General features: G+C 75.0%; 13 protein-coding genes, 1 tRNA gene and 1 pseudogene. 9 read left to right on the top strand and 6 right to left on the bottom strand.

Features of this window, described 5'->3' with window-relative positions; genetic code table 11:
• Positions 1–140 precede the first annotated feature (140 nt).
• From CS2_RS09300 to CS2_RS09275, 6 genes are all read left to right on the top strand, one after another.
• Positions 141–4082 carry an Ig-like domain-containing protein gene (locus CS2_RS09300; protein ID WP_156442072.1) on the top strand — a complete coding sequence of 1314 codons (3942 nt, stop codon included), beginning with the start codon at positions 141–143 and terminating at the stop codon, positions 4080–4082.
• Positions 4083–4115: 33 nt separating this feature from the next.
• A complete protein-coding gene (locus CS2_RS09295; RefSeq protein ID WP_070319763.1) occupies positions 4116–5129 on the top strand; it encodes a Gfo/Idh/MocA family protein in 1014 nt (337 codons plus the stop codon).
• 61 nt (positions 5130–5190) lie between these two features.
• Positions 5191–5865 (top strand): dTMP kinase, encoded by a 675-nt coding sequence (tmk, locus tag CS2_RS09290; RefSeq protein ID WP_082740030.1) that lies wholly within the window; start codon positions 5191–5193, stop codon positions 5863–5865.
• Entirely contained in the window at positions 5862–6998 is a 1137-nt protein-coding gene (locus tag CS2_RS09285; protein ID WP_070319761.1) for a DNA polymerase III subunit delta', read from the top strand. The genes tmk and CS2_RS09285 overlap by 4 nt, the downstream gene beginning before the upstream one ends.
• Positions 6999–7054: 56 nt before the next feature.
• Positions 7055–8575 carry an alpha/beta hydrolase gene (locus CS2_RS09280; RefSeq protein ID WP_070319760.1) on the top strand — a complete coding sequence of 507 codons (1521 nt, stop codon included), beginning with the start codon at positions 7055–7057 and terminating at the stop codon, positions 8573–8575.
• Positions 8576–8653: 78 nt separating this feature from the next.
• Positions 8654–8726, top strand: a tRNA-Thr gene (locus CS2_RS09275).
• Between the two features lie 96 nt (positions 8727–8822).
• On the opposite strand, the gene CS2_RS09270 is transcribed toward CS2_RS09275, so the two are convergent.
• The 4 genes from CS2_RS09270 to CS2_RS09255 form a co-directional block, all read right to left on the bottom strand.
• Positions 8823–9164, bottom strand: a complete 342-nt coding sequence (locus CS2_RS09270) for an ArsR/SmtB family transcription factor (RefSeq protein WP_046530018.1) — start codon at positions 9162–9164, stop codon at positions 8823–8825.
• Between the two features lie 46 nt (positions 9165–9210).
• Positions 9211–10692, bottom strand: a complete 1482-nt coding sequence (locus CS2_RS09265) for a hypothetical protein (RefSeq protein WP_082740029.1) — start codon at positions 10690–10692, stop codon at positions 9211–9213.
• Entirely contained in the window at positions 10689–14483 is a 3795-nt protein-coding gene (locus CS2_RS09260; protein WP_156442070.1) for an ACP S-malonyltransferase, read from the bottom strand. Before CS2_RS09260 ends, CS2_RS09265 begins: the two co-directional genes overlap by 4 nt.
• A 139-nt stretch (positions 14484–14622) precedes the next feature.
• Positions 14623–15870, bottom strand: coding sequence for an MFS transporter (locus CS2_RS09255; protein WP_070319758.1), 1248 nt, complete (start codon positions 15868–15870; stop codon positions 14623–14625).
• A gap of 357 nt (positions 15871–16227) precedes the next feature.
• On the opposite strand from CS2_RS09255, the gene CS2_RS09245 reads away from it, so the two are divergent.
• Positions 16228–16425 carry a hypothetical protein gene (locus CS2_RS09245; RefSeq protein WP_134852182.1) on the top strand — a complete coding sequence of 66 codons (198 nt, stop codon included), beginning with the start codon at positions 16228–16230 and terminating at the stop codon, positions 16423–16425.
• Between the two features lie 51 nt (positions 16426–16476).
• Positions 16477–17187: a LiaI-LiaF-like domain-containing protein gene (locus CS2_RS09240; protein ID WP_046530023.1), complete on the top strand. Its 711-nt coding sequence runs from the start codon at positions 16477–16479 to the stop codon at positions 17185–17187.
• Between the two features lie 23 nt (positions 17188–17210).
• On the opposite strand, the gene CS2_RS09235 is transcribed toward CS2_RS09240, so the two are convergent.
• Both CS2_RS09235 and CS2_RS09230 read right to left on the bottom strand, forming a co-directional pair.
• Positions 17211–17549: a hypothetical protein gene (locus CS2_RS09235; RefSeq protein WP_070319756.1), complete on the bottom strand. Its 339-nt coding sequence runs from the start codon at positions 17547–17549 to the stop codon at positions 17211–17213.
• 33 nt (positions 17550–17582) lie between these two features.
• A complete protein-coding gene (locus tag CS2_RS09230) occupies positions 17583–18938 on the bottom strand; it encodes a hypothetical protein (protein ID WP_070319755.1) in 1356 nt (451 codons plus the stop codon).
• 218 nt (positions 18939–19156) lie between these two features.
• Between CS2_RS09230 and CS2_RS09225 the strand changes: the two are divergent.
• A pseudogene (locus CS2_RS09225) lies at positions 19157–19615 on the top strand (M15 family metallopeptidase); the annotation flags it as partial.

The raw sequence follows: 19615 nt of genomic DNA, 5'->3' as shown, positions 1-19615 counted from the left end.
GCCGCTGGTCCGACTGGGTGCTTTCGTCGGTCGTGACACGGGCGTTCGGGTGGACCGTCACCGAACCCGGGTCACAGCGGGCTCTCAGCCGCGAGCCTTGACCGCCGGTGACCTTCCGGTCGCGGTGGGCTCGAGGGGGCATGGCAGTGCGCGCACGTATCAGCCGGTGGTTGACGGTCGTCCTGGTGGTCGTGGTGGGCGGCGGCCTCGGCGCGGGGCAGGCGGCTGCTGCGCCGACCTCGACAGGCCGCGCGGCGACGGCGTCGTCGATGTCGGCCGGCTGGGTCCCTGTCTCGCCGGTCGCACCCTGGGCCGGCGCGGTGCGGTCCACCGCTGCCGCCGGTCGGCCGGTCGTGGCGCCGCTGGCCGTGCCCCGGTCCGTCCCCGCGAGCACTCGCACCGTCGTCGTGCAGGTCGAGGTCCAGGCAGCACGGGCGGGTGACCTCGCGGTCTCGGTGCCGGGCGTCGAGGTGGCACCGGCTGTGGCGTTCCCCGCGGGAGCGTCGTCCTCGACGACGCTCGTGACGACGGACGCCGCGCGCCGCGTGGAGCTGCGCTCCACGACCGACGCCCAGGTGCGGGTGTGGGTCACCGGGTACGTGGAGGCAGGAACGGGGGGCGGCGCGACGACCCTGGTACCCGCCGCCCCCGTGATCGACACGGACCAAGGACTCGGCGGCGTGCTGCCCGACGTCGGACGGACGAACGTGCTGCCCGTCGCCGCGAACGCGGGGGTTCCTGCCGCCGGTGCTGCGGCGGTCTGGCTGTCGGTCGCGGTGCGCGGCACGGGCGCGGGCACCCTGACATGGTCCGCGGACGGTGCCACGGACGCCGTGTCGAGGGTCCCGTGGTCAGACGCCTGGGCGACATCTCTCGTTCTCGTCCCGCTGACCGCGCGGGGGGACCTCGCCTGGGGCGCGGTCGGTGCACGACCTGAGCAGCTGCGTGCCGTGGTGGTGGGTTGGGTCGCCGCGGTGTCCGCCGAGCGGCCGGCCGCACCGGGCATCGTGGTGCCTGCCGCCCGTGACGTCGCCGTGACCGGCCTCGGGGCGGGGCGCCTGCAGACGCTTGCCGTGACCGGCGGTGATGTGCCCCGGAGCGTCGAAGCCGTGCTCCTCACCGTCGACGTCGCCCCCGGTGGGCAGGCCGGTCTGCTGCGGGCGTCGTCCTCGCTGGTGCTCGCGGTCCTGCCGCTCGGGCCGTCCACACCGCTGCCGGCACGCGTCGGGACGCGCACGACCCTGCTGGCGCCGGTGGACGCGGCGGGTCGAACCCATGTCATGGCCCCGCCGGGCACGCGGGTCACGCGTGCGGCCGTCTCCGGGTACGTCGCGGGAGAGGTCTCGCCTTCCGTCGACCGTGTCGCGCCCCGCCTCTCGGTCACGAGCCCCGCAGCAGGCGCGACCCATGACCAGAGCTCCAGCCCGCTGGTGACCGTGGCGGGCACGGTCGCCGACAGTGGCTCGGGAGTCCGGTCGGTGCAGGTCACCCTCGACGGCGCGGACCTGGGGGAGACACCTCTGCGTGGCGACGGGGACGGCACTCTCGCGTGGCGCCTGGACGCCCCCGCCGTCGTGGGGACGCACCACCTCGTCGTGCGGGCGACCGACCGCGCGGGTCGGAGCAGCGAGGTCCGCCGCACGTTCACGGTGGCCGCAGCGGCGCCCGACGACGTGGTCGTCGCGCCCGAGGCACGCGTGCTCACGTCCGCGCAGGAGGCGGCCCTGACCTCGGTCGGAGCCGACGGCCTCGTCTTCCAGGGACTCGCACCCGTGCGGGCGGGTGATGTCCTGGTGTCGGGAGCGACGCCGTCGGCTCCGGGCGGTCTGCTGCGCTCGGTCGACTCCGTCACCGTCCACGGCGACACGTCGGTCGTCCGGACGGGCCCAGCCACGCTCACCGACGTGTTCGTCCAGGCGGACATCGAGCTGCGGGACGCGCCGATCGACGTCGACCCGGCGGTGCTGGTGCCTGTCGAGACGCCGACGACGTTCGCCGCGCGCGCGGCGGTGGACCTGGAGCACGGGACGAAGGTCGTGCTCGCCTCCGGGAAGGTCGAGACGCCCGACGGCGCGCTCGTGGCGCAGGTCGCCGCGACGGCGACGGTCACTGCGACCCTCGTGCTCCGGATCGACCCCAACTACGGCCCGACGGGTCCTGTGCCCACCCTGGAAGAGTTCGCGCTCACTCTCGGAACCCGTGGCGGCGTCGACGCGTCGATCACGGCGTCCAAGAAGCTTGAGCGCAAGATCAGCACGGCGTTGGGCTCGGTTCGCGTCGGCGGGCTCACCGTCATGGCCGGGCCGGTGCCCGTCGTCCTCACGTTCAACCTCAACCCGTCGGTCTATGGCGAAGCCAGCGTGACAGGCGCCGTGACGGCGACCTACGAGCTGTCGATGGAGACGAAGAACGGGGTCCGATACGCCGACGGGCGCTGGCAGGCGGTGAACGAGCGCGAGTTCACCTCGGCGCTCGGTGCCAAGGCGTACGTCACGTCGACGGCCTCGGCCGGTGTGCGGCTCGACTTCGTGGTGCGCATCTACGACGTCGCAGGGCCGTACGTCGGCATGGGCGTGGGGCCGCGGATCACCACGAAGGTCGACCTCATGGCGCTCAGCGTGAGCCAGGACCTTGCGCTCGCCTACGACCTGCGCGTCGGTGCGGAGGTCAAGGTGCTCGGTCGGACGCTCGCCGACTGGGCTGATGACCTGGGCGACTGGGAGTACGAGCTCTGGTCCCGGACCTACGCCCTCGAGGGCGGCGGGTCGACGGACCCGACCGACCCCACCGACCCGACCGATCCGACCGACCCCACGGATCCGACCGACCCCACCGATCCGACCGACCCGACGGGTCCCGGGGACGGACCCGGCGGTGGCGACGGTGAGCAGCCGTCGGGAGGGCGGGACGTCGCGCTCGTCGTCGATCGCAGCGTGCCTGCAGGGGCTGAGCGTGAGCGGCAGCGCTCTGCAGCGCACGCGGTCCTCGACATCCTCGACGAGGCGGACCGTGCCGCGGTCCTCGCCTACGACGGCAGCGGCTGGCGCGTCCTGGGGCTCACACGTGACATCGCGGCTGCGCAGGCCGCGGTCGACCGGGCCTACACCGAGCGTCCCGAGGGGCATGCCTACCCCAACATGGGTGACGCCTTGATGTCAGCCGTGCTCGAGCTCGCCGAGCGCGGAAGCCCGGGGCAGGTCCGCACGGTCGTCGCTTTCGGGGACGGCGGCGGATGGACCGGGATCTCGTCCTACTACCGGGACATGGCCCGGGACCACGACATCACGATCCACGGCATCGGCTTCGTCCCTCTCACTTCCGGGCACCAGGTGGCTGAGGTAGCGCGCAGCACGAACGGCACCTACCTGTCGGTCGGCCCCGAGCAGGACGCGCCGTCCGCGGTCAGTGCCTACGTGCGCGCGCTGAGCGGGGAGCCGTCCGGTGTCGCCGCTCACGCGCGCGTCGTTGAGGACGTCGACGGGGAGACGCGTCGTGAGCGCGTCGAGATCGACATCGACGAGCTGCCCGTGAAGGCGGCGTCAGGGGGCGCGGGGGCGGACGTCTCGTGCGTCGCGACCGAGCCCGTCCCCGGTCCGGCACGCGGCAGCGAAGCCTCGCTGGTCGGCCTCGCGGTCACCGACCGTGCCTGGCGGTTCGACTGGGAGGGCGCGGTCGCCGCGGCGCCTGCGGTCGGCCGGACGTACCTGTGCGTCGTCGAGGCGGTCGATCCTGCGGGTCTCGTCGTCGGCTCGCTCCCGCTCGTCGTCGTCGACGACGACGGCACCGGGTTCGTCGGTTCCTGGGACGGCCACGACGGTGCCGTCCGCGTCACGTTGACCTCCTGGCCGATCGGAACGCGCAGCGTCCTGCTGAGGTGCTCGCTCGAGGACTGGTCGCGGAGCTTCGACACGGTCTCGGCAGACGTCCCTGCGCGGGGCGAGCCCTGGGGGCTGAGTCTCGAGGTGGACCCGGGTGCGGACTACACCTGCGCCGTGACCGCGCTCGCTCCGTTCGACGACGCGGACCCATGGCTCGAGACCGAACTGGGTCGTGCGTCCAGCCGGGTCCGGGTCCCGGCATGAGCTCAGAGGGGCTCGGACGCTAGGTTGGGTGCCATGGCTCGCACCGAGGACCCGCGCACCGCCCCGTCGATCCGTTGGGGCATCATCGGTGCCGGTGGCATCGCCAGCCAGTTCGCCCACTCCGTGCGGGAGTTCACGCGCGCGCAGCTCGTGGCGGTCGGCTCGCGGAACAAGGACCGCGCCGAGCGGTTCGCCACCGCGCACGGCATCCCCACGACCCACGTCGGCTACCGCGACCTCGTCGAGGACAAGCAGGTCGACGCGGTGTACGTCGCGACGCCGCACTCCGAGCACCGCGAGCACGCGCTGCTCGCGATCCGCGCGGGCAAGCACGTGCTCGTCGAGAAGTCGTTCACGCGCAACGCCGCCGAGGCGCGCGAGGTCTTCGACGCGGCGCGCGAGGCCGGCGTGTTCGTCATGGAGGCGATGTGGACGCGGTTCCTGCCGCACGTCGCCGCGCTGCACCAGGTGATCGACTCGGGCGAGATCGGCGACATCGTCAACATCCGCGCCGACCACGGCCAGTTCTTCGCGTTCGACCCCGCGAGCCGCCTGTACGACCCCGCGCTCGCGGGCGGTGCGCTGCTCGACCTGGGCGTGTACCCGGTCGCGTGGGCGCACGACTTCCTGGGCGTGCCGTCGCAGGTGCACGCGTTCGGGCAGCTCACGAGCACGGGCGTCGACGGGCAGGTCTCGATGGTGCTCGAGTACGGCGAGGGCACGCAGGCCACGCTCAGCACGACGCTGTGGTCGAAGACGCCGACGACGTCGTCGATCTCGGGCACCGAGGGGTACATCCGTGTCGCCGGGCCGTTCTACGCGCCCACGTCGTTCCGACTCGCGCGCCGCGACGGCCGCGAGTGGACGTTCGACCAGCCCGCGCAGCGCGGTCTGCAGTACGAGGCCGCCGAGGTCGCGCGCCGCATCGCCGACGGCGACACCGAGAGCCCGCGCATGTCGTGGCAGGGCACGCTCGACGTCATGACGACGATGGACGAGATCCGCCGCCAGGTCGGCGTCGCGTACCCGGGCGAGCCGACGGCCTGACGGGTCGGCAGCGGGTCGGGCCGGTGCCGGTGGTGTCGGCGCAGGCGGCTAGCCTGACGCCGTGACCCCTGACCCTGGTGCCGTGCCCGCCGACGTCCCGCGCGCGCAGGGTGGTGGGCCCACCGGGCTGTTCGTGTCCTTCGAGGGCGGCGACGGCGTCGGGAAGTCGACGCAGGTCGCCCTGCTGGGGCACCACCTGGCCGCGCGCGGGCGCGAGGTCGTCGTCACGCGCGAACCGGGTGGCACACCGCTCGGGCTGGAGCTGCGGCAGGCGATCCTGCACGGCGAGGACCTCGACCCGCGCACCGAGGCGCTGCTGTACGCGGCGGACCGTGCGCACCACGTCGCGTCGCTCGTGCGCCCCGCGCTCGAGCGCGGGGCGGTCGTGCTGACCGACCGCTACCTCGACTCGTCGGTCGCCTACCAGGGCACCGGTCGCGGGCTCGGTGCGGACGAGGTCGAGCGGCTGTCGCTGTGGGCCGCGCGCGGGCTGCTGCCGCACGTCACGGTGCTGCTCGACCTCGACCCGGCGGTCGGGCTCGCGCGCCTCACCGGGGACCCGGACCGGCTGGAGTCCGCGGGCGCCGACTTCCACCGCCGGACGCGCGACGCGTTCCTCGCGCGCGCCGCGCAGGACCCGGACCGGTGGCTCGTGCTGGACGCGTCCCAGCCGGCCGAGGACCTCGCGGCGCAGGTCCGTGCGCGGCTGGCACCGCTGCTGGAGGGCGACGCGTGAGCGTCTGGGACGACCTGGTCGGGCAGGAGCCCGCGGTCGCGGTGCTGCGCCGCGCGGTCGAGGACCCGGCGGCCATGACGCACGCGTGGCTGCTCACGGGCCCCCCGGGGTCGGGGCGGTCCAACGCGGCGCGCGCGTTCGCCGCGGCCCTGCAGTGCGAGCGGGGCGGCTGCGGCACGTGCCACGCGTGCACCACGACCCTCGCGGGCGCGCACCCCGACGTCACGTTCGTCGCGACCGAGGGCGTCTTCATCCGGGTCGACGCGACGCGTCCGCTCGTCGAGCTCGCGCAGCGCTCGCCGTCGCAGGGTCGCTGGCGCGTGATCGTCGTCGAGGACGCCGACCGCTTCAACGACCAGAGCGCGAACGTGCTGCTCAAGGCCGTCGAGGAGCCGCCCGAGCGCACGGTGTGGCTGCTGTGCGCGCCGAGCCCCGAGGACGTGCTCGTCACGATCCGCTCGCGCAGCCGGTCGGTGGGCCTGCGGGTGCCGCCCGTCGACGCGGTCGCCGACCTCCTCGTGCGGCGCGACGGGGCCGACCCCAGGACCGCGCACGTCGCGGCCCGCGCCGCGCAGAGCCACATCGGCATCGCCCGGCGGCTCGCGCGCGACCCGCAGGCGCGCGAGCGGCGCGCCGCCGTGCTGTCGCTCGCGTCCCGCGTGCGCGGCGTCGGCGACGCGGTGCTCGCCGCCGGTGAGCTCGTCGAGACCGCGCAGGCCGACGCGAAGGCCGCCACCGAGGAGCGCGACGCGGCCGAGCGCGCCGAGCTGCTGCGCGGCCTGGGGGCGCAGGGAGCGCAGACGCTGCCGCCGGCGCTGCGGGCCCAGGTGCGGCAGCTCGAGGAGGAGCAGAAGCGTCGCGCCACGCGCGCGCAGCGCGACGTGCTGGACCGCGCCATGGTGGACCTGCTGTCGCTGTACCGCGACGTGCTCGTGGTGCAGCTCGGTGCCGACGTCGAGCTCGTCAACGTCGAGCAGGAGGACGCGGTGCGCGCCCTCGCGGCCGGCTCGACGCCCGAGCAGACCTTGCGCCGCATGGACGCGGTCGGCGTCGCCCGCACGCGCCTCGCGGGGAACGTCGCGCCGCTGCTCGCGGTCGAGGCGATGGCCATCGCGCTGCGACCCCAGGGGTGACGCGCGCGGCACCGTGCCGCGCTCCGGCGCGCCGACGGGCGCACTACCGTGGGGGCATGCCGACGCGTCCTGCCCTGCGCCGGTGCGCGCTCGTGGTCCTGACGGTCCTCACCCTCACGGGGTGTCTCGCACCGCGTCACCAGGCGACGGCCCCCACGTCCGCCGCGTCGTCGGGGACCACCGACCCCGCGCTCGCGCGGTTCTACGACCAGGTCCTGGAGTGGACGACGTGCGGCGAGGAGCAGTGCGCCGACGCGACCGTGCCGCTCGACTGGTCGGACCCCGAGGGCGACACGATCGAGATCGCGCTGCGGCGGATCCCCGCGAGCGGCGGCTCGCCCGTGGGCTCCCTGCTAGTCAACCCCGGCGGCCCGGGGCGGTCGGCCATCGACTCCATGAGCTTCTTCCGGCAGGTCGTGTCGCGCGACGTGCTCGCCGCCTACGACCTCGTCGCGTTCGACCCGCGGGGCGTGCAGCACTCGGCACCCGTGACGTGCGTGGACCCCGCGCAGCTCGACGCGCTCACCGCGTGGGTCCCGGACTTCTCGACCGACGCGGGGATCGCGGAGGCCGCGGCGCGCAACGGCGAGCTCGGCCGCGCGTGCCTCGAGCGCACGGGCGACCTGCTGGGGCACGTCGACACGCAGAGCGCCGCCCGCGACATGGACGTGCTGCGCGCGGCGCTCGGCGACGAGGCGCTGACCTACCTGGGGTTCTCGTACGGCACCGAGCTGGGTGCGACGTACGCCGCGCTGTTCCCCGAGCGGGCGGGACGGCTCGTGCTCGACGGCGCGCTCGACCCGACGCTCGACTCCGGCCAGGTGGCCGCGGGCCAGGCGGCGGGGTTCGAGAACGCGCTGCGCGCGTACGTCGCCGACTGCCAGACCGGTGCGCAGTGCCCGCTCGACGGCGACGTCGACGCGGGGCTCGCGGCGGTGTCGACGCTGTTCGACCGGGTGCGGGCCAACCCGCTGCCGACGACGAGCGGTCGCGAGCTCACGGTCTCGCTGGCGTTCAGCGGCGTCGCCGCGGCGCTCTACTCGCAGGCCAGCTGGCCGGTGCTCACGCAGGCGATCGGCGCGGCCGTCGACCGCGGGGACGGCACGGCGCTGCTGCAGCTCGCCGACAGCTACTACGGGCGCAACCCCGACGGCACGTACTCGTCGAACCAGAACGAGGCGTTCTCGGCGATCACGTGCCTCGACGACCGCCCGTCGGCCGACCCCGCGCAGATGCGCGCCGACGCCGAGGCGATCGCCCAGGTCGCACCCACGGTGGGGGAGTTCTTCTCCTACGGGGGTGCGTCGTGCGCGCAGTGGCCCGTGCCGGCCGTGCCCGCGCTCGAGTCGTACGCGGCGCCGGGAGCCGCCCCGATCGTCGTCGTCGGCACGACCAACGACCCGGCGACGCCGTACGCGTGGGCCGAGCAGCTCGCGGGGCAGCTGTCGTCGGGCGTGCTGCTCACCTACGAGGGCGAGGGCCACACCGCGTACGGCCGCTCGAACCGCTGCGTGAAGGACGCGGTCGACACGTTCCTGCTCACCGGCGAGGCGCCCGCCGACGGCACCCGCTGCTGACTTTGGAGGTCGGCCGCCGGGCAGGTACAGTGGGCGCGCTCGCCGATCGACCACGGTCACGCCGTGGTGGACGACGACGCCGCCTTAGCTCAGTCGGCAGAGCGTCTCACTCGTAATGAGAAGGTCAAGGGTTCGATTCCCTTAGGCGGCTCGCACCGAAGGCCCCGCACCTGCGTCACGCAGCTGCGGGGCCTTCGTCGTGCGAGAGGGCTCTCGCGGGGGGCCGGGCGTCGTCGGCGAGCGGGTGCTACAGCTCGCGGCCGAGCACCTCGACGAGCCGGGAGATCCGGTCCTCGTCGCGGCGGTAGTGCGTCCACTTGCCGACGCGCGTCGAGATCACGAGGCCCGCGTGCTCGAGCGTGCTCATGTAGGCCGACACGGTGGACTGCGCGAGGCCGGCCTTCTCGGTGATGTGGCTCACGCACACGCCGACCTCGTCGGGGTCGGCGATGGCGCGCTCCTGCGGGAAGTGCGCGCGCGGGTCGCGCAGCCAGTGGAGGATGCGCAGCCGGACGGGGTTGCTCAGCGCCTTGAACGCCTCGAGCACCTGGGTGTCGACGGCCTCGTCGTCGTTGACGTGCACCGGCATGGGGCAGCCGCCCTCCTCATCGCGATGGTTCGGGATATCTCGATCTTCACGTCGAACCTAGCACCGGCTCGCCGTGCACGCCCACGAGGCGGTGCCGCCCGATCCGGCCGGGCACCGGGGACCCGGGCGGTCGCTGGCGCAGCGCCCACGAGACCAGCGCGTGGTCCAGCATGTACAGCCGCGCGGCCTCGGCCCGGCCCCCGGGGGACAGGTGGTCCACCACGTGCTCGAACGCCGAGGCGCCCCCGTAGGCCGGCCGCGGCTCGTACAGCCGCTCCGCGAGCCCCAGCTCGCCCAGCACGTTGAGCACGTAGGCGAACGGGTACGGCCGGTTCGCCCGGCCCGCGGGCGTCGCCCCCAGCCGTGCGAACGGCGTCACCATGCGCTCGACCATCGTGTCCGTCACGAGGTCGGAACGGCCCGTGACGTAGGCGAGCTGCACGAGGTACGCGTACGAGATGCCGTACAGGAAGTAGTCGCGACCCGGGTCGATCGACCGCCACCGCCCCACGACGTCCTCGACGAAGGCGTCGAGGTCGGGGAGCTGGTCGTCGAGCCGCCCCAGGTTGTCGAGCGCGACGACGTGGTACAGCGCCATGTGGGTCCGCTCGACCGGTGCCATGGCCGCGATGAGGTCGGTCGCCTGCGCGAGCCGGTCACGGCCCGCGTCGAGCAGCTCGAGGTGGCCCGACACCGCGATCGCGTTGAGCATCGTCAGCAACGGGTAGGCCGCGACGAACGCGGGCGACATCGCGCTGGGGAACGCGGGCTGCAGCGCCGCCGGGTGCGGCCGGTCCAGCCACGCGAGCGTCGAGCGCGCGTGCTCCTCGACGGTGGCTGACCCGCCCAGCACCGCCACCGCCGACAGCAGCGTCGAGCCGCCGCGTCCGCGGAAGAACGGTGACGGCACGCGGTCGATCGACGCGAGCGCCGCCGCGACCTGCGCGTCGTCGGGCACCACCGGCAGCTCGTGCGGCTCGAAGTGGGCCAGCGCGAGCAGGAGCGCCGTCCACGCGGCGACGCGCTCGTAGTCGCCGTGCCGGCCCTGGTTCTCGTCGGCGATCTGGTCCGGCCGGATCTCGTCGACCGCCGCGAGCGTCTCCCGCACCAGCGGGCCCACGCGCGCGGCGACGTGCGGGTCGGCGGTCAGGCCCAGCGTGGACACGGTCGTCAGCAGGATCGACGCCGCCGTGACCCGCTCGTAGGGGGTGGTCAGACCGCGGACCGTCGCGGCGACGGCGTCGACCCGCCCCGCGACGTACCCCGCGGGCAGCGGCTCGCCCTGCGTGACCTCGAGGGCCGTGCCGGCGAGCTCCGCCGCGAAGCGCGTGTACGGGTGCGCGTCGTCCACGCGCTCGCGCAGCCGCGCGAACGACCACCGGATGCGGTCGGCCTCGCCCGGGTCGAACCCGGACGGGTGCTGGCCCAGGCCGACGCCGCGGACGATCCTGCTCCACGGCGTCGCGACCACGCGGGTCAGCGGGGTCAGGTCGGCCAGGCCCCGCACCGGGGTGCGCCGCGCGGTCACCGGACCGCCCCCGCGCCGGTTGCGGCGCCCGCCCGGGTGGACGCCGGGTCGACCGGCAGCCCCAGGAACGACGGCCGCGTGCCCTCCCACATCTGCAGCGCCCAGTTCAGCCACTTGACGCCCTCGCAGTAGATCGCGACCGGGCGGCGCTGCACCTCGGGCGTGTCGACCAGCGTGCCCTCGACCTCGGACGTGAAGTGGAACGGGGGCATCGCCGTGAAGTGCGTGCCCATGGTGAAGACGAACCGCAGCAGCCAGTGCGGGTCGTCGCGCAGGTGCGGAGACCCGGGGGAGTCCAGGTCGTAGACCGCGCGCATGACCGCGGCGAAGTGGTCCTCCACGCCGCGCGGGCGGGCGGGGTCGACGGGCAGACCGCGTTCCGTCACGTCCCGCACGCCGTAGGACACCGCGTAGGGGTTGTCGCGGTGGAACGTCACGTCGACGCGCGCCGTCCCGTCGGCGCCCGCACGCACCTCGAGGTCGAACAGCTCGTTGTGCATCTCGTCGTAGTGCCCCACCGAGTTGTGCCACGGCTTGTTGTCGTACATCGGGTCGTCACGCGTGTCGGCGCCCGCGCTGCGGTACCCGATCGCACGCGGGTCGAGGAACCGCAGGCCGATGCTGCGCGCCGTGACGGCGCGCAGCGCACGGGCGATCTCCGCCTCGTCGCCGCCCGCCGTGACCAGCGCGTCCGCGTGCAGCAGCGGCCCGAGGTCGTCCATCTTGATGTTCTCGGTGTTGGTGTCGCCCACGACGAGCGCGTGCGTCGGCGGCTCGAGGACGCGCTGCAGCGCCGCGTCGCCGCGGAACGCGGCGAGCAGGGGACGCACGTTGCGGTAGCGGACCCCGTTCACCGTGAGGGTGTCGGCGTCCAGCAGCCGTGCGTCGAACGTGCGCGGCGCGGTCGCGCGGGACAGCAGGAGCCGGTCCTCGATCTTGCGCAGGTACTGCTCGTCCAGCGTGCCGCCCGGGCCGGCGCCGCGCCGCTGGGTGTGCACGTGCGCGTGCAGGAACCGCAGGATGACCTCGTACAGCCGGGCGACGACCCGGTGCGACGGCGCGTGGTCGCGCACGAACTGCCCGACCTCGACGCCCGGCACGTAGGTCATCTCGTAGATGACCTCGCGCAGGGCCTCGTCCCGCGCGCCGTGCCCGACCGCGCGCAGCGTGCGCTCGGTCAGGTGGTCGACCTCCGGGAAGTGGTCGCGCAGGCCGGGTGGCAGCGCGCCGAGGTACTCCGCCTGCCGTTTCGCCTTCGTGAAGGGCGGCAGCATGGGGCCTTCGCCGTCGGGGTCCCACCGCGCGGTCGTGAGCGCCTCGCTGAGGACCTTGCGCACCCGCAGCCGGGGGTCGCCGGCGCGACGGAAGAAAATCGTCATGGACTCGCTGCCGCCCTCGCCGAAGCCCGCGACGGTCTCGTCGGGCTGGACGTACGCGCTCACGGTGCTGTGCAGCAGGTTCCTGCGCTGCGCGTAGTCCGTGATCGCGCGACGCTCGGGCGACGCGGTGAGCAGGACACGGGCCTCCGCCTCGTCGAGCTCGGGGTTGAGCCCGTGGCGCCACGTCTCCTCGGGCGAGCGCACCACGAGCGTGCGCAGGCCGTGGGGCCCCGCGTCGAGCTGGGTCGCGCGGCTCGAGTGGCCGAGGGCGAGCACGGTGCACGACGCGTCGAGCCGTACGGGGCGGCGGCGCTCGCGGGCCTTGCGTCGCGTGAACACCGCTGCCGTCTCGGCGGCCAGGTCACGGCGCGCGACCAGCGGTCGCCCGTGCAGCGAGAGCATCGGCACCTGCGCGTCGACGACGCGGTCGCACAGCGCGACCACGAGCTGCTCGGTCCGCCGGTCGTGCCCCCGCCCCAGGACGAGCTGCGTCGCGAGGTCGACGACGTCGGCCGGCGGCACCGCGCGGGCGGCCACGAGCCCGAGCAGCCACCCGAACGGGTCGTTGGCCTCGATGAACACGTGGTTGTACTCGAAGAAGCCGGGCCGGTGCTGGTGCACGAGCGCGAGCATGCTCAGCTGGTGGACCAGCACGTCGACCGCGTCGGCCCGGGCGAGCACGACGTCGAGCGCCTGCCGCGCGTCGTCGCGCACGTCCTCGCGGCGCCCGCCGACGACCGCGTCGTGCACGCGCTGCGCGACGGGCTGCGACGTGACGAGGTCGCGGACGACGGGCACGACGTGCCGGACGGCGGTCCGCCGGAGCTGCTCGAAGTGCACGACGAGCGCCTCGGTGTCCGCGGCCGGCTCGACCTCCTCCACGCGCACGGACCCGCCGGCGTCGAGCACCTGCAGCTCCGTGCAGGCCCGGCCGGCGTCGGGGCCGGTGAGACGCTTGCGCATACGCGCGCCGACGACGAGGTCGCCCGTGCGGACGTGCGCGTGGTGGGCGAGCGTGTGCTGCAAGGTCTCGCGGAACCGGCGCAGCGCCGGGCTCGTGTCGCGCTCGGGGTGCCTCGCGGCGTCGAACCCCATCTCGCAGACCCGTCGCCGGAGGTACCCGTCGAACGCGGGCTCGCGGCCGGCGAGGCACGTGAGCTCGCGCAGGGTGGCGAGGTCGGTGTCGGCGAGCGTGGCGTCGGCCCGTTCCGCGAGCGAGCGCGTCCGGAGCGTGAGCTCGTCGACCAGGTCCGCGCCGGCCACGAGCCGTGCCGCCTCGCCCGCGTCCGCGACGGAGAGTGCGTCCGGCTGGGCCGTGTTGTCGCGCAGCAGCCGCAGCGAGCGCCCGCCCCGGCCCAGCTCGAGCACGAGGTCGGGGTGCAGCTCGTCGATCAGCTCGACGGTGCGCTGCGAGTCCATCACCTCGTCGGTCATGGCGAGGATCGCGTGGCGCACGTGGTCGGCGGTGATGAGGAAGCCGTGCCCGCTGTTCGACAGCAGCGGGGCGCGCGGGGCGGTGAAGGTGATGCGGCGGTCGTCGAGGTACCGCGAGAGCGCCTCGCGCGCGCCGATCATGCGCCGGGAGTGCGCGAGGAACGTGGTCGGCGCCTTGAGCTCCTCGGCCTCGATCTCGGGGTAGGAGCGCAGCACGTGGACGAACGTGGGGAGGAAGGACTCGCGCACGTACACGTTGACCTGGTGCCGCGAGTACCTCTTGTGGACCTCGACGTGCTCGCCGTGGCGCTGGGTGAGGAGGTCGGTCACGCGGCGCAGCGGCTCGGTGCCGGACCGCAGCGCGACCACGTGGAACGGCTCGCCGACCGGCGGCGACTCCGCGGAGTGCCGGGGCAGGTACCGCTCGATGCTGGCGCCGAAGGTGCCGCCGGCGCGCTGGTTCGACGCCGCGAGCAGCAGCGGGGTGAACACGCGGGCGATCTGGGCGCCGTCGCCGACCGAGAGGGCCCCGGCGGCGACCGCCGAGGCGAGCATGCCGAAGCTCTCGCCCGTGTAGGCGGCGAACCGCAGGTGCCCGGACCGCTGCGCGCGCGCGGCGAGGTCGGCGTGGATGGCGAGGTTGTGCACGAGGAAGGCGGTGGCGATGAAGCCCTGCCGCTCGACCCGGTCCTCGGGGAGGTTCGCCCGGGTGAGCGCGAGACCGTCGGGGCCGCCGGCGACCTGGAGCGCGTCCGCGGCTTCCTGGTAGACCTCCCGGACGACCGGCAGGTCGGACCCGATGGTCCCGGCGCCCACCTCGCGGTAGGCGTCGCGGCTGCCGAGGCCCGGGAAGAACGCCACCGCCGCGAAGCCGTCCCCGGTGGGGGACGTGCTCCGCGGCGGTGCGGCCTGCTGCTGGACGGCTGGACCCGGCGGCTGCTGGTCCACGGCGTCGTCGGTCGCTACGTCTGTCGTCACGTCGGTTCCCCCCTGAGATGTGCCGGACGGTGCTGCGGTCCCGCGGTGCGTGCGGGCGCGACCGCGCGCGGCGGGTCGCCCCGCCGCGCGGGAGGTGTGTGGTCGTGCGCGAGGTGGTGCGCGCTCGGGGTGTCGACGCTCAGGTGGTGGGCTGGGCGACGGTCGCGGCGTCGTGAGCGACCGGGGCGCGCCCGGTCCGCGGCGCCGACTCGCGCCGGGCGGCGCGCGAGGTCGGCACGAGCACGGCGAGCGCGGCCAGTGCGAGCGCCGCGCCGACCCACAGCGGCGACACGAAGCCGAGGCCTGCGGCGATCGCGACGCCGCCGAGCCACGCCCCGGCGGCGTTGCCGACGTTGAGCGCCGCGATGTTGGTGCCGGACGCGACGGTGGGCGCGTCACCCGCGAACTGCATGATGCGCAGCTGGAGCCCGGGTGCGGTGGCGAAGCCGACGGCGCCGAGCAGGAACATCGCGACGACGGTGAGCCAGGTGATCGACGCGACGGCCGCGAACCCGACGAGGACGAGCGCGAGACCCCCGATGGTCGCGACGAGCGAGCCGTCGAGGTCGTGGTCGGCCCAGCGCCCGCCGGCGAGGTTGCCGAGGAACGTGCCGACGCCGAAGAGAAGCAGGAGCCACGGGACGGCGCCGGTCGCGACGCCGCTGACCTCGGTGAGCGTGAAGGCGATGTAGGTGTAGGCGCCGACGAGCCCGCCGAAGGTGAGGACGCTGACGAGGGCCGAGAGCAGCACCTGGGGTCGTCGCAGCACGCCGAGCTCGGAGCGCAGCCCGGCGGACGGTGCGGCGGGGGTGTGGCGCACGAGCAGCTGGATGCCGGCGAGCGTCACGACCCCGATGCCGGTGATCGCCCAGAAGGTGGCGCGCCAGCCGAGCTGCTGGCCCACGAAGGTGCCGAACGGCACGCCGACGACGTTGGCGACGGTCAGGCCCGCGAACATCAGCGAGATGGCGGCCGCCTTGCGGTTCTCGGCCACCATGTCGGAGGCGACGACGGCTCCGACGCCGAAGAACGCGCCGTGGCAGAGCGCGGCGACCACGCGTCCGGTGAGCATGACGCCGTACGTCGGTGCGAGCGCCGAGATGAGGTTGCCGGCGATGAACAGCACGACGAGCCCGAGCAGGACGCGCTTGCGCTCGACGCGGGCGAGTGCCGCGGTGAGGGCGATCGCCCCGACGGCGACGCTGAGGGCGTACCCCGAGACGAGGTAGCCCGCGACGCTCTCCGTGACGGCGAAGTCGGCGGCGATCTCGGGCAGCAGCCCGACGATGCCGAACTCGGTGAGGCCGATGCCGAAGCCTCCGAGGGCCAGGGCGACGAGCCCCGGGGGGAGTGCGGCGTTCTTGGCGTCCTGCCCCTGTGCGGCCATGGTGACGTCCTCTCCCGAGTGATATCGATGATTCGAAGATTATCGATGAGCGGGTCGGTGGTCAATGGTCTCCGTGAAGCGTGACTTCCTGCTGTGACACGTGAGTCGCCCTCGCGTCGCGCAGCACGACGGCCGCGCGCGGGTCTCCCCGCTGCGCCGCGCGCCGCGCACCCGCGTCCGCAGTCATATCGCCAGTGTGCGATTCATCGATGCGTTCGTCCAGGGGGAGGAGCATCTCGTCGGCGCCCGTCACCCCGCCCCGGACCGAGGTCCCTCGTGCGGGGCGGGACCGGGCTCCTACCCTGCGAGGACAGCCCTGCGTCGTCGGGGCAGGGCGTCATCGGCGAGGAGGCCGACATGCGTGTCCGTCCGTACCACTCCGCCCGCAGCACCGCCGCGCACCTCTACCACGAGGACGACGAGTGCCCGGCCGGCCGGCAGCTCGCCTGGTTCGACAAGGTCGACGGCACCGAGGGCTGCGAGCCGTGCCCCGTGTGCGCGTCCGCCGCGACACCGTGCCCCGAGCACGCCGCCGCGGCCGCGCCTGCCCGCTGACCGGCTGGACGTCCCGGCCGCGACGGCCCGACGATCGGTAGGTTGACCTGCATGGACGGTCGTCGCTCGCTCGGTCAGGTGCTCGTCGGTGTGCTCGTCGTGCTCGCCGGGGTCGTGCTGCTGCTGGAGCGCACCGGTGTCCTCGACATCGACCTCGCCACCGTCGCGAGCACGCTGTGGCCGCTGCTCGTCGTGCTCGTCGGGGTGACGTCGCTCCTGCTCGTGCCTCGCGCGTGGTTCGGACCCGTGGTCGTCACCGCCGCGGGCGTCGTCCTGCTGCTGGACCGGCTGCGCGTGCTCGACGTGAGCCTGTGGGAGTACCTGTGGCCCGTCGCCGTGATCCTCATCGGCCTGGGCATCGTGCTGGGCGCCGCGGCGCGCACCGAGCAGGAGGGGCGTCTGACCGCCATCGCCTTCTGGTGGGGCGCCGAGCGACGTACCCGCACGCAGCGGTTCCGGTGGGCGAGCCTCACGGCGATCATGGGCGGCGTCGAGCTCGACCTGCGCGAGGCCGACATCGAGGGTGCCGCGCGCATCGACGTGTTCACGTTCTGGGGCGGCGTCGACATCAAGGTCCCCCGCACGTGGGAGGTCCGCACGTCGGGCCTGCCGCTGCTCGGCGGCTGGGAGGACAAGACCGAGCCGCCGCTGGGTGGCGGCCCCGTGCTCGACGTGCGGCTCGTGACCATCATGGGCGGCGCCGAGATCCGGCACGGCAAGAGGTCCGCACGCCCCGACGTCCAGGACGCACCCCTCGCCTGAGCCGTCGCGGGACGGCGCGAGGGTCAGCCGCCGACGTGCGTGAGCGCCTCCGCGATCCGGTCGCGCCACACGCCCGGGTCGTCGGACGTGATCGCGACCCACGCGCGCATGGGCGGCCGCCCCTCGGGGAACGGGGCGCCCTCGCCCGCGGCGACGAGCGCCGCGACCCGCGCGGCCGGCAACGTGACCACGAGGTGCTCGCCCGGCGTCATCGCGACGATCGTGCGGCCCAGCCGCAGCGTCGCGGTGCCGAAGTGCCGGGGGCCGTCCGCGGGCAGCACCACGCCGGGCCGCCCGGCGAACGCGGCGGCCACCGCGTGCAGGCGCGACTCCGCAGCCTCGTGGGGTGTGGCGGCGGTCACACCGCGAGCGTAGCGGCGCCCCCCGGGCGGCTCCTAGAGGACGGGGGCGGCCTGGCCGACGACCTCGGGCCCGCCGACCTCGCGGGCGCCCAGCTCGTCCTGCGCGAACGCGTGCGCGACCCGGATGCCCGGGCGTCCCGCCGCCGACGCGTCGACCACGACCCGCGGGAACGGGCGCGTGTCGTCCGCCGGGGTGGTCCACGCGATCGCCGCCGCGGACCAGCCGCCGCGCCGCGCGGCCTCGCGGGCCTGCGCGACGCCTGCGTCGGACGCCTCGAACTCGACGACCTCGACCTCGTGCGCCTCGCGGGTCAGCACGAACGGTGCGCAGTCGCCGCGCACGGCGCGCTCCAGCGCGAGCTCGAGGGCGCGCAGCGCGAGGTCCTGCACGCGCTCCGACGGCCGGTACGGCAGGTCGTCGGGCGTCAGCGGACTGTCGCCCGCGCGCACCCCGCGGCCCGGCGTCGCGGGAGCGGCCGCGCGCGGGGCGGCCGGCGCGACCGCGGGCGTCGGGTTCGTGTCGGCGTCGAGGTCGTCCGGGGTGGTGGCCGCGTGGTCGGCGACCGCGGGCGGGACCTCCGTGGCCGGGGGGCCGGCCCACGCGGGGGTCGGTCCGGCGGCTCCGTCGGCGGCGGCGTGCCCGGCTGCCGCCACGGGCACGAGCGGGTCGGTGACGTCCGCGACGCTGACGGGCGCGTCCGTCACCGGGTCGACGACGGCCTCGACCGGGGTCGCGACCGTGTCGGCCGACGTCGGGCGGCGCGCCAGGAAGAAGGCGGAGGGGTCGGTGTCGGGCTCCCGGCCGTGGCGCCCCGCGACGGGCGCGGGCTCGGAGGGCCATGTGCCCTCGTCGAGCGGCGCGTCCGGCAGCGCGTGCGCACCGTGCCGCGGGGGCGTGGGTGACGCCTCGGGCGACGGGTGCGGGCTCGGCACGCCCGGCGTCGCGACGTGCAGGTGCGCGCTCGCGCGCGCGACGTAGTCCACCGTCCAGGCCGGCACGCGCGTGCGGCGGCGCGCCTGCGCGTCGAGCACGGGCAGTACCGGCATGTGCGGACGTCGCTCGTGCAGCACGCCCGGCGTCGCGCCCTCGGGTCCCGGGCACATCATCCAGACGACCCCCGGCACCGCGGCGACCAGCAGGTCTCCCACGGCGATCCCGATCGCGGCGGCCACGCCCTCGGCCGCCGGGGCGTCGCCGGAGGTGTCCGCGAGCAGGCGCCCCCAGCGCGCGTCGAGCGCCGCCGCGTCGTGCGGGTCGGTGCCGTCGTTGCGCAGCCACGCGCGCAGCCGCTCGAGGTGCGACCACTCACCGGGCGTCAGGGGGCGCGCGAGCACGGGGCCGTCCGGCGCCACGGACCTCGTCGCGAGCACGGGCGAGACGGTGTCCATGCGGTGGCATCGGCGCTCCGCGGCGCCCTCTTGAGTCCCCGGAACGTGTGATCCCACCCGATGATCCTGCCTCACGGCGATGCGCGGCCCGGGGTCGTCGGGCTCTGCACGACGCTCCCGGGCCGGCGCGCCGCCGCCGGGCTGCGGAGCGCCGCGGCGGCTCCCGGTGGCGCGGCGCGGGGACCCGGTTAGCGTGGTCGGGTCCCCGGGGAGGTGGCATGCGTCGATCCGCCGTCGTGGCCGTGGTGACGGCGTCCCTCGCGCTGGGCGGCGGGGCCGGCGCCGCGGCGTGGGGGACGCAGCAGCGGCAGGCCGCCGACGGTCGCCACGACGCGGCGGTCGCCCGCGTCGACGCCGCGCGGGGCGCCGCCCGGGACGACCACGAGGCGCGCACCGCGCTCGTGGCGACCGCCGACGTGGCACGCGCCACCGACCTGCTCGACGACGCCCGCGGGGCGCTCGACGCGGCGGTCGCGCAGGCGCGGCAGACCCTCGACGACTCGGCCGGTCAGGTCGGCGACGACGACGCGCCGCGCGGCGCCCTGGCGGCGCAGCTCGAGGCCGCCGAGCAGGTCGCGTCGTCGGCGTCGCCCGCCCGGGCGCGCGCGCTGACCGCGGACGTCGCGGGCGCCGAGCAGGCGGTGCGCGACGCGGTCGCGGCGGAGCAGGCGCGCGTG

The organism is Cellulomonas iranensis NBRC 101100 = JCM 18110, from assembly GCF_001552375.1.
In the GTDB taxonomy this organism is placed as follows: domain Bacteria; phylum Actinomycetota; class Actinomycetes; order Actinomycetales; family Cellulomonadaceae; genus Cellulomonas; species Cellulomonas iranensis.
The sequence above is the reverse complement of the archived record's forward strand: the minus strand, read 5'-3'. Positions and strand labels throughout refer to the sequence as shown.

Bases quoted from the DNA above. Each gene is read 5' to 3' on its own strand.
- CS2_RS09300 (WP_156442072.1), top strand. From the start codon at position 141: ATGGCAGTGCGCGCACGTATCAGCCGGTGGTTGACGGTCGTCCTGGTG.
- CS2_RS09255 (WP_070319758.1), bottom strand. From the start codon at position 15,870: ATGGCCGCACAGGGGCAGGACGCCAAGAACGCCGCACTCCCCCCGGGG.
- CS2_RS09240 (WP_046530023.1), top strand. From the start codon at position 16,477: ATGGACGGTCGTCGCTCGCTCGGTCAGGTGCTCGTCGGTGTGCTCGTC.
- CS2_RS09270 (WP_046530018.1), bottom strand. From the start codon at position 9,164: ATGCCGGTGCACGTCAACGACGACGAGGCCGTCGACACCCAGGTGCTC.
- CS2_RS09245 (WP_134852182.1), top strand. From the start codon at position 16,228: ATGCGTGTCCGTCCGTACCACTCCGCCCGCAGCACCGCCGCGCACCTC.
- CS2_RS09280 (WP_070319760.1), top strand. From the start codon at position 7,055: ATGCCGACGCGTCCTGCCCTGCGCCGGTGCGCGCTCGTGGTCCTGACG.
- CS2_RS09295 (WP_070319763.1), top strand. From the start codon at position 4,116: ATGGCTCGCACCGAGGACCCGCGCACCGCCCCGTCGATCCGTTGGGGC.
- CS2_RS09230 (WP_070319755.1), bottom strand. From the start codon at position 18,938: ATGGACACCGTCTCGCCCGTGCTCGCGACGAGGTCCGTGGCGCCGGAC.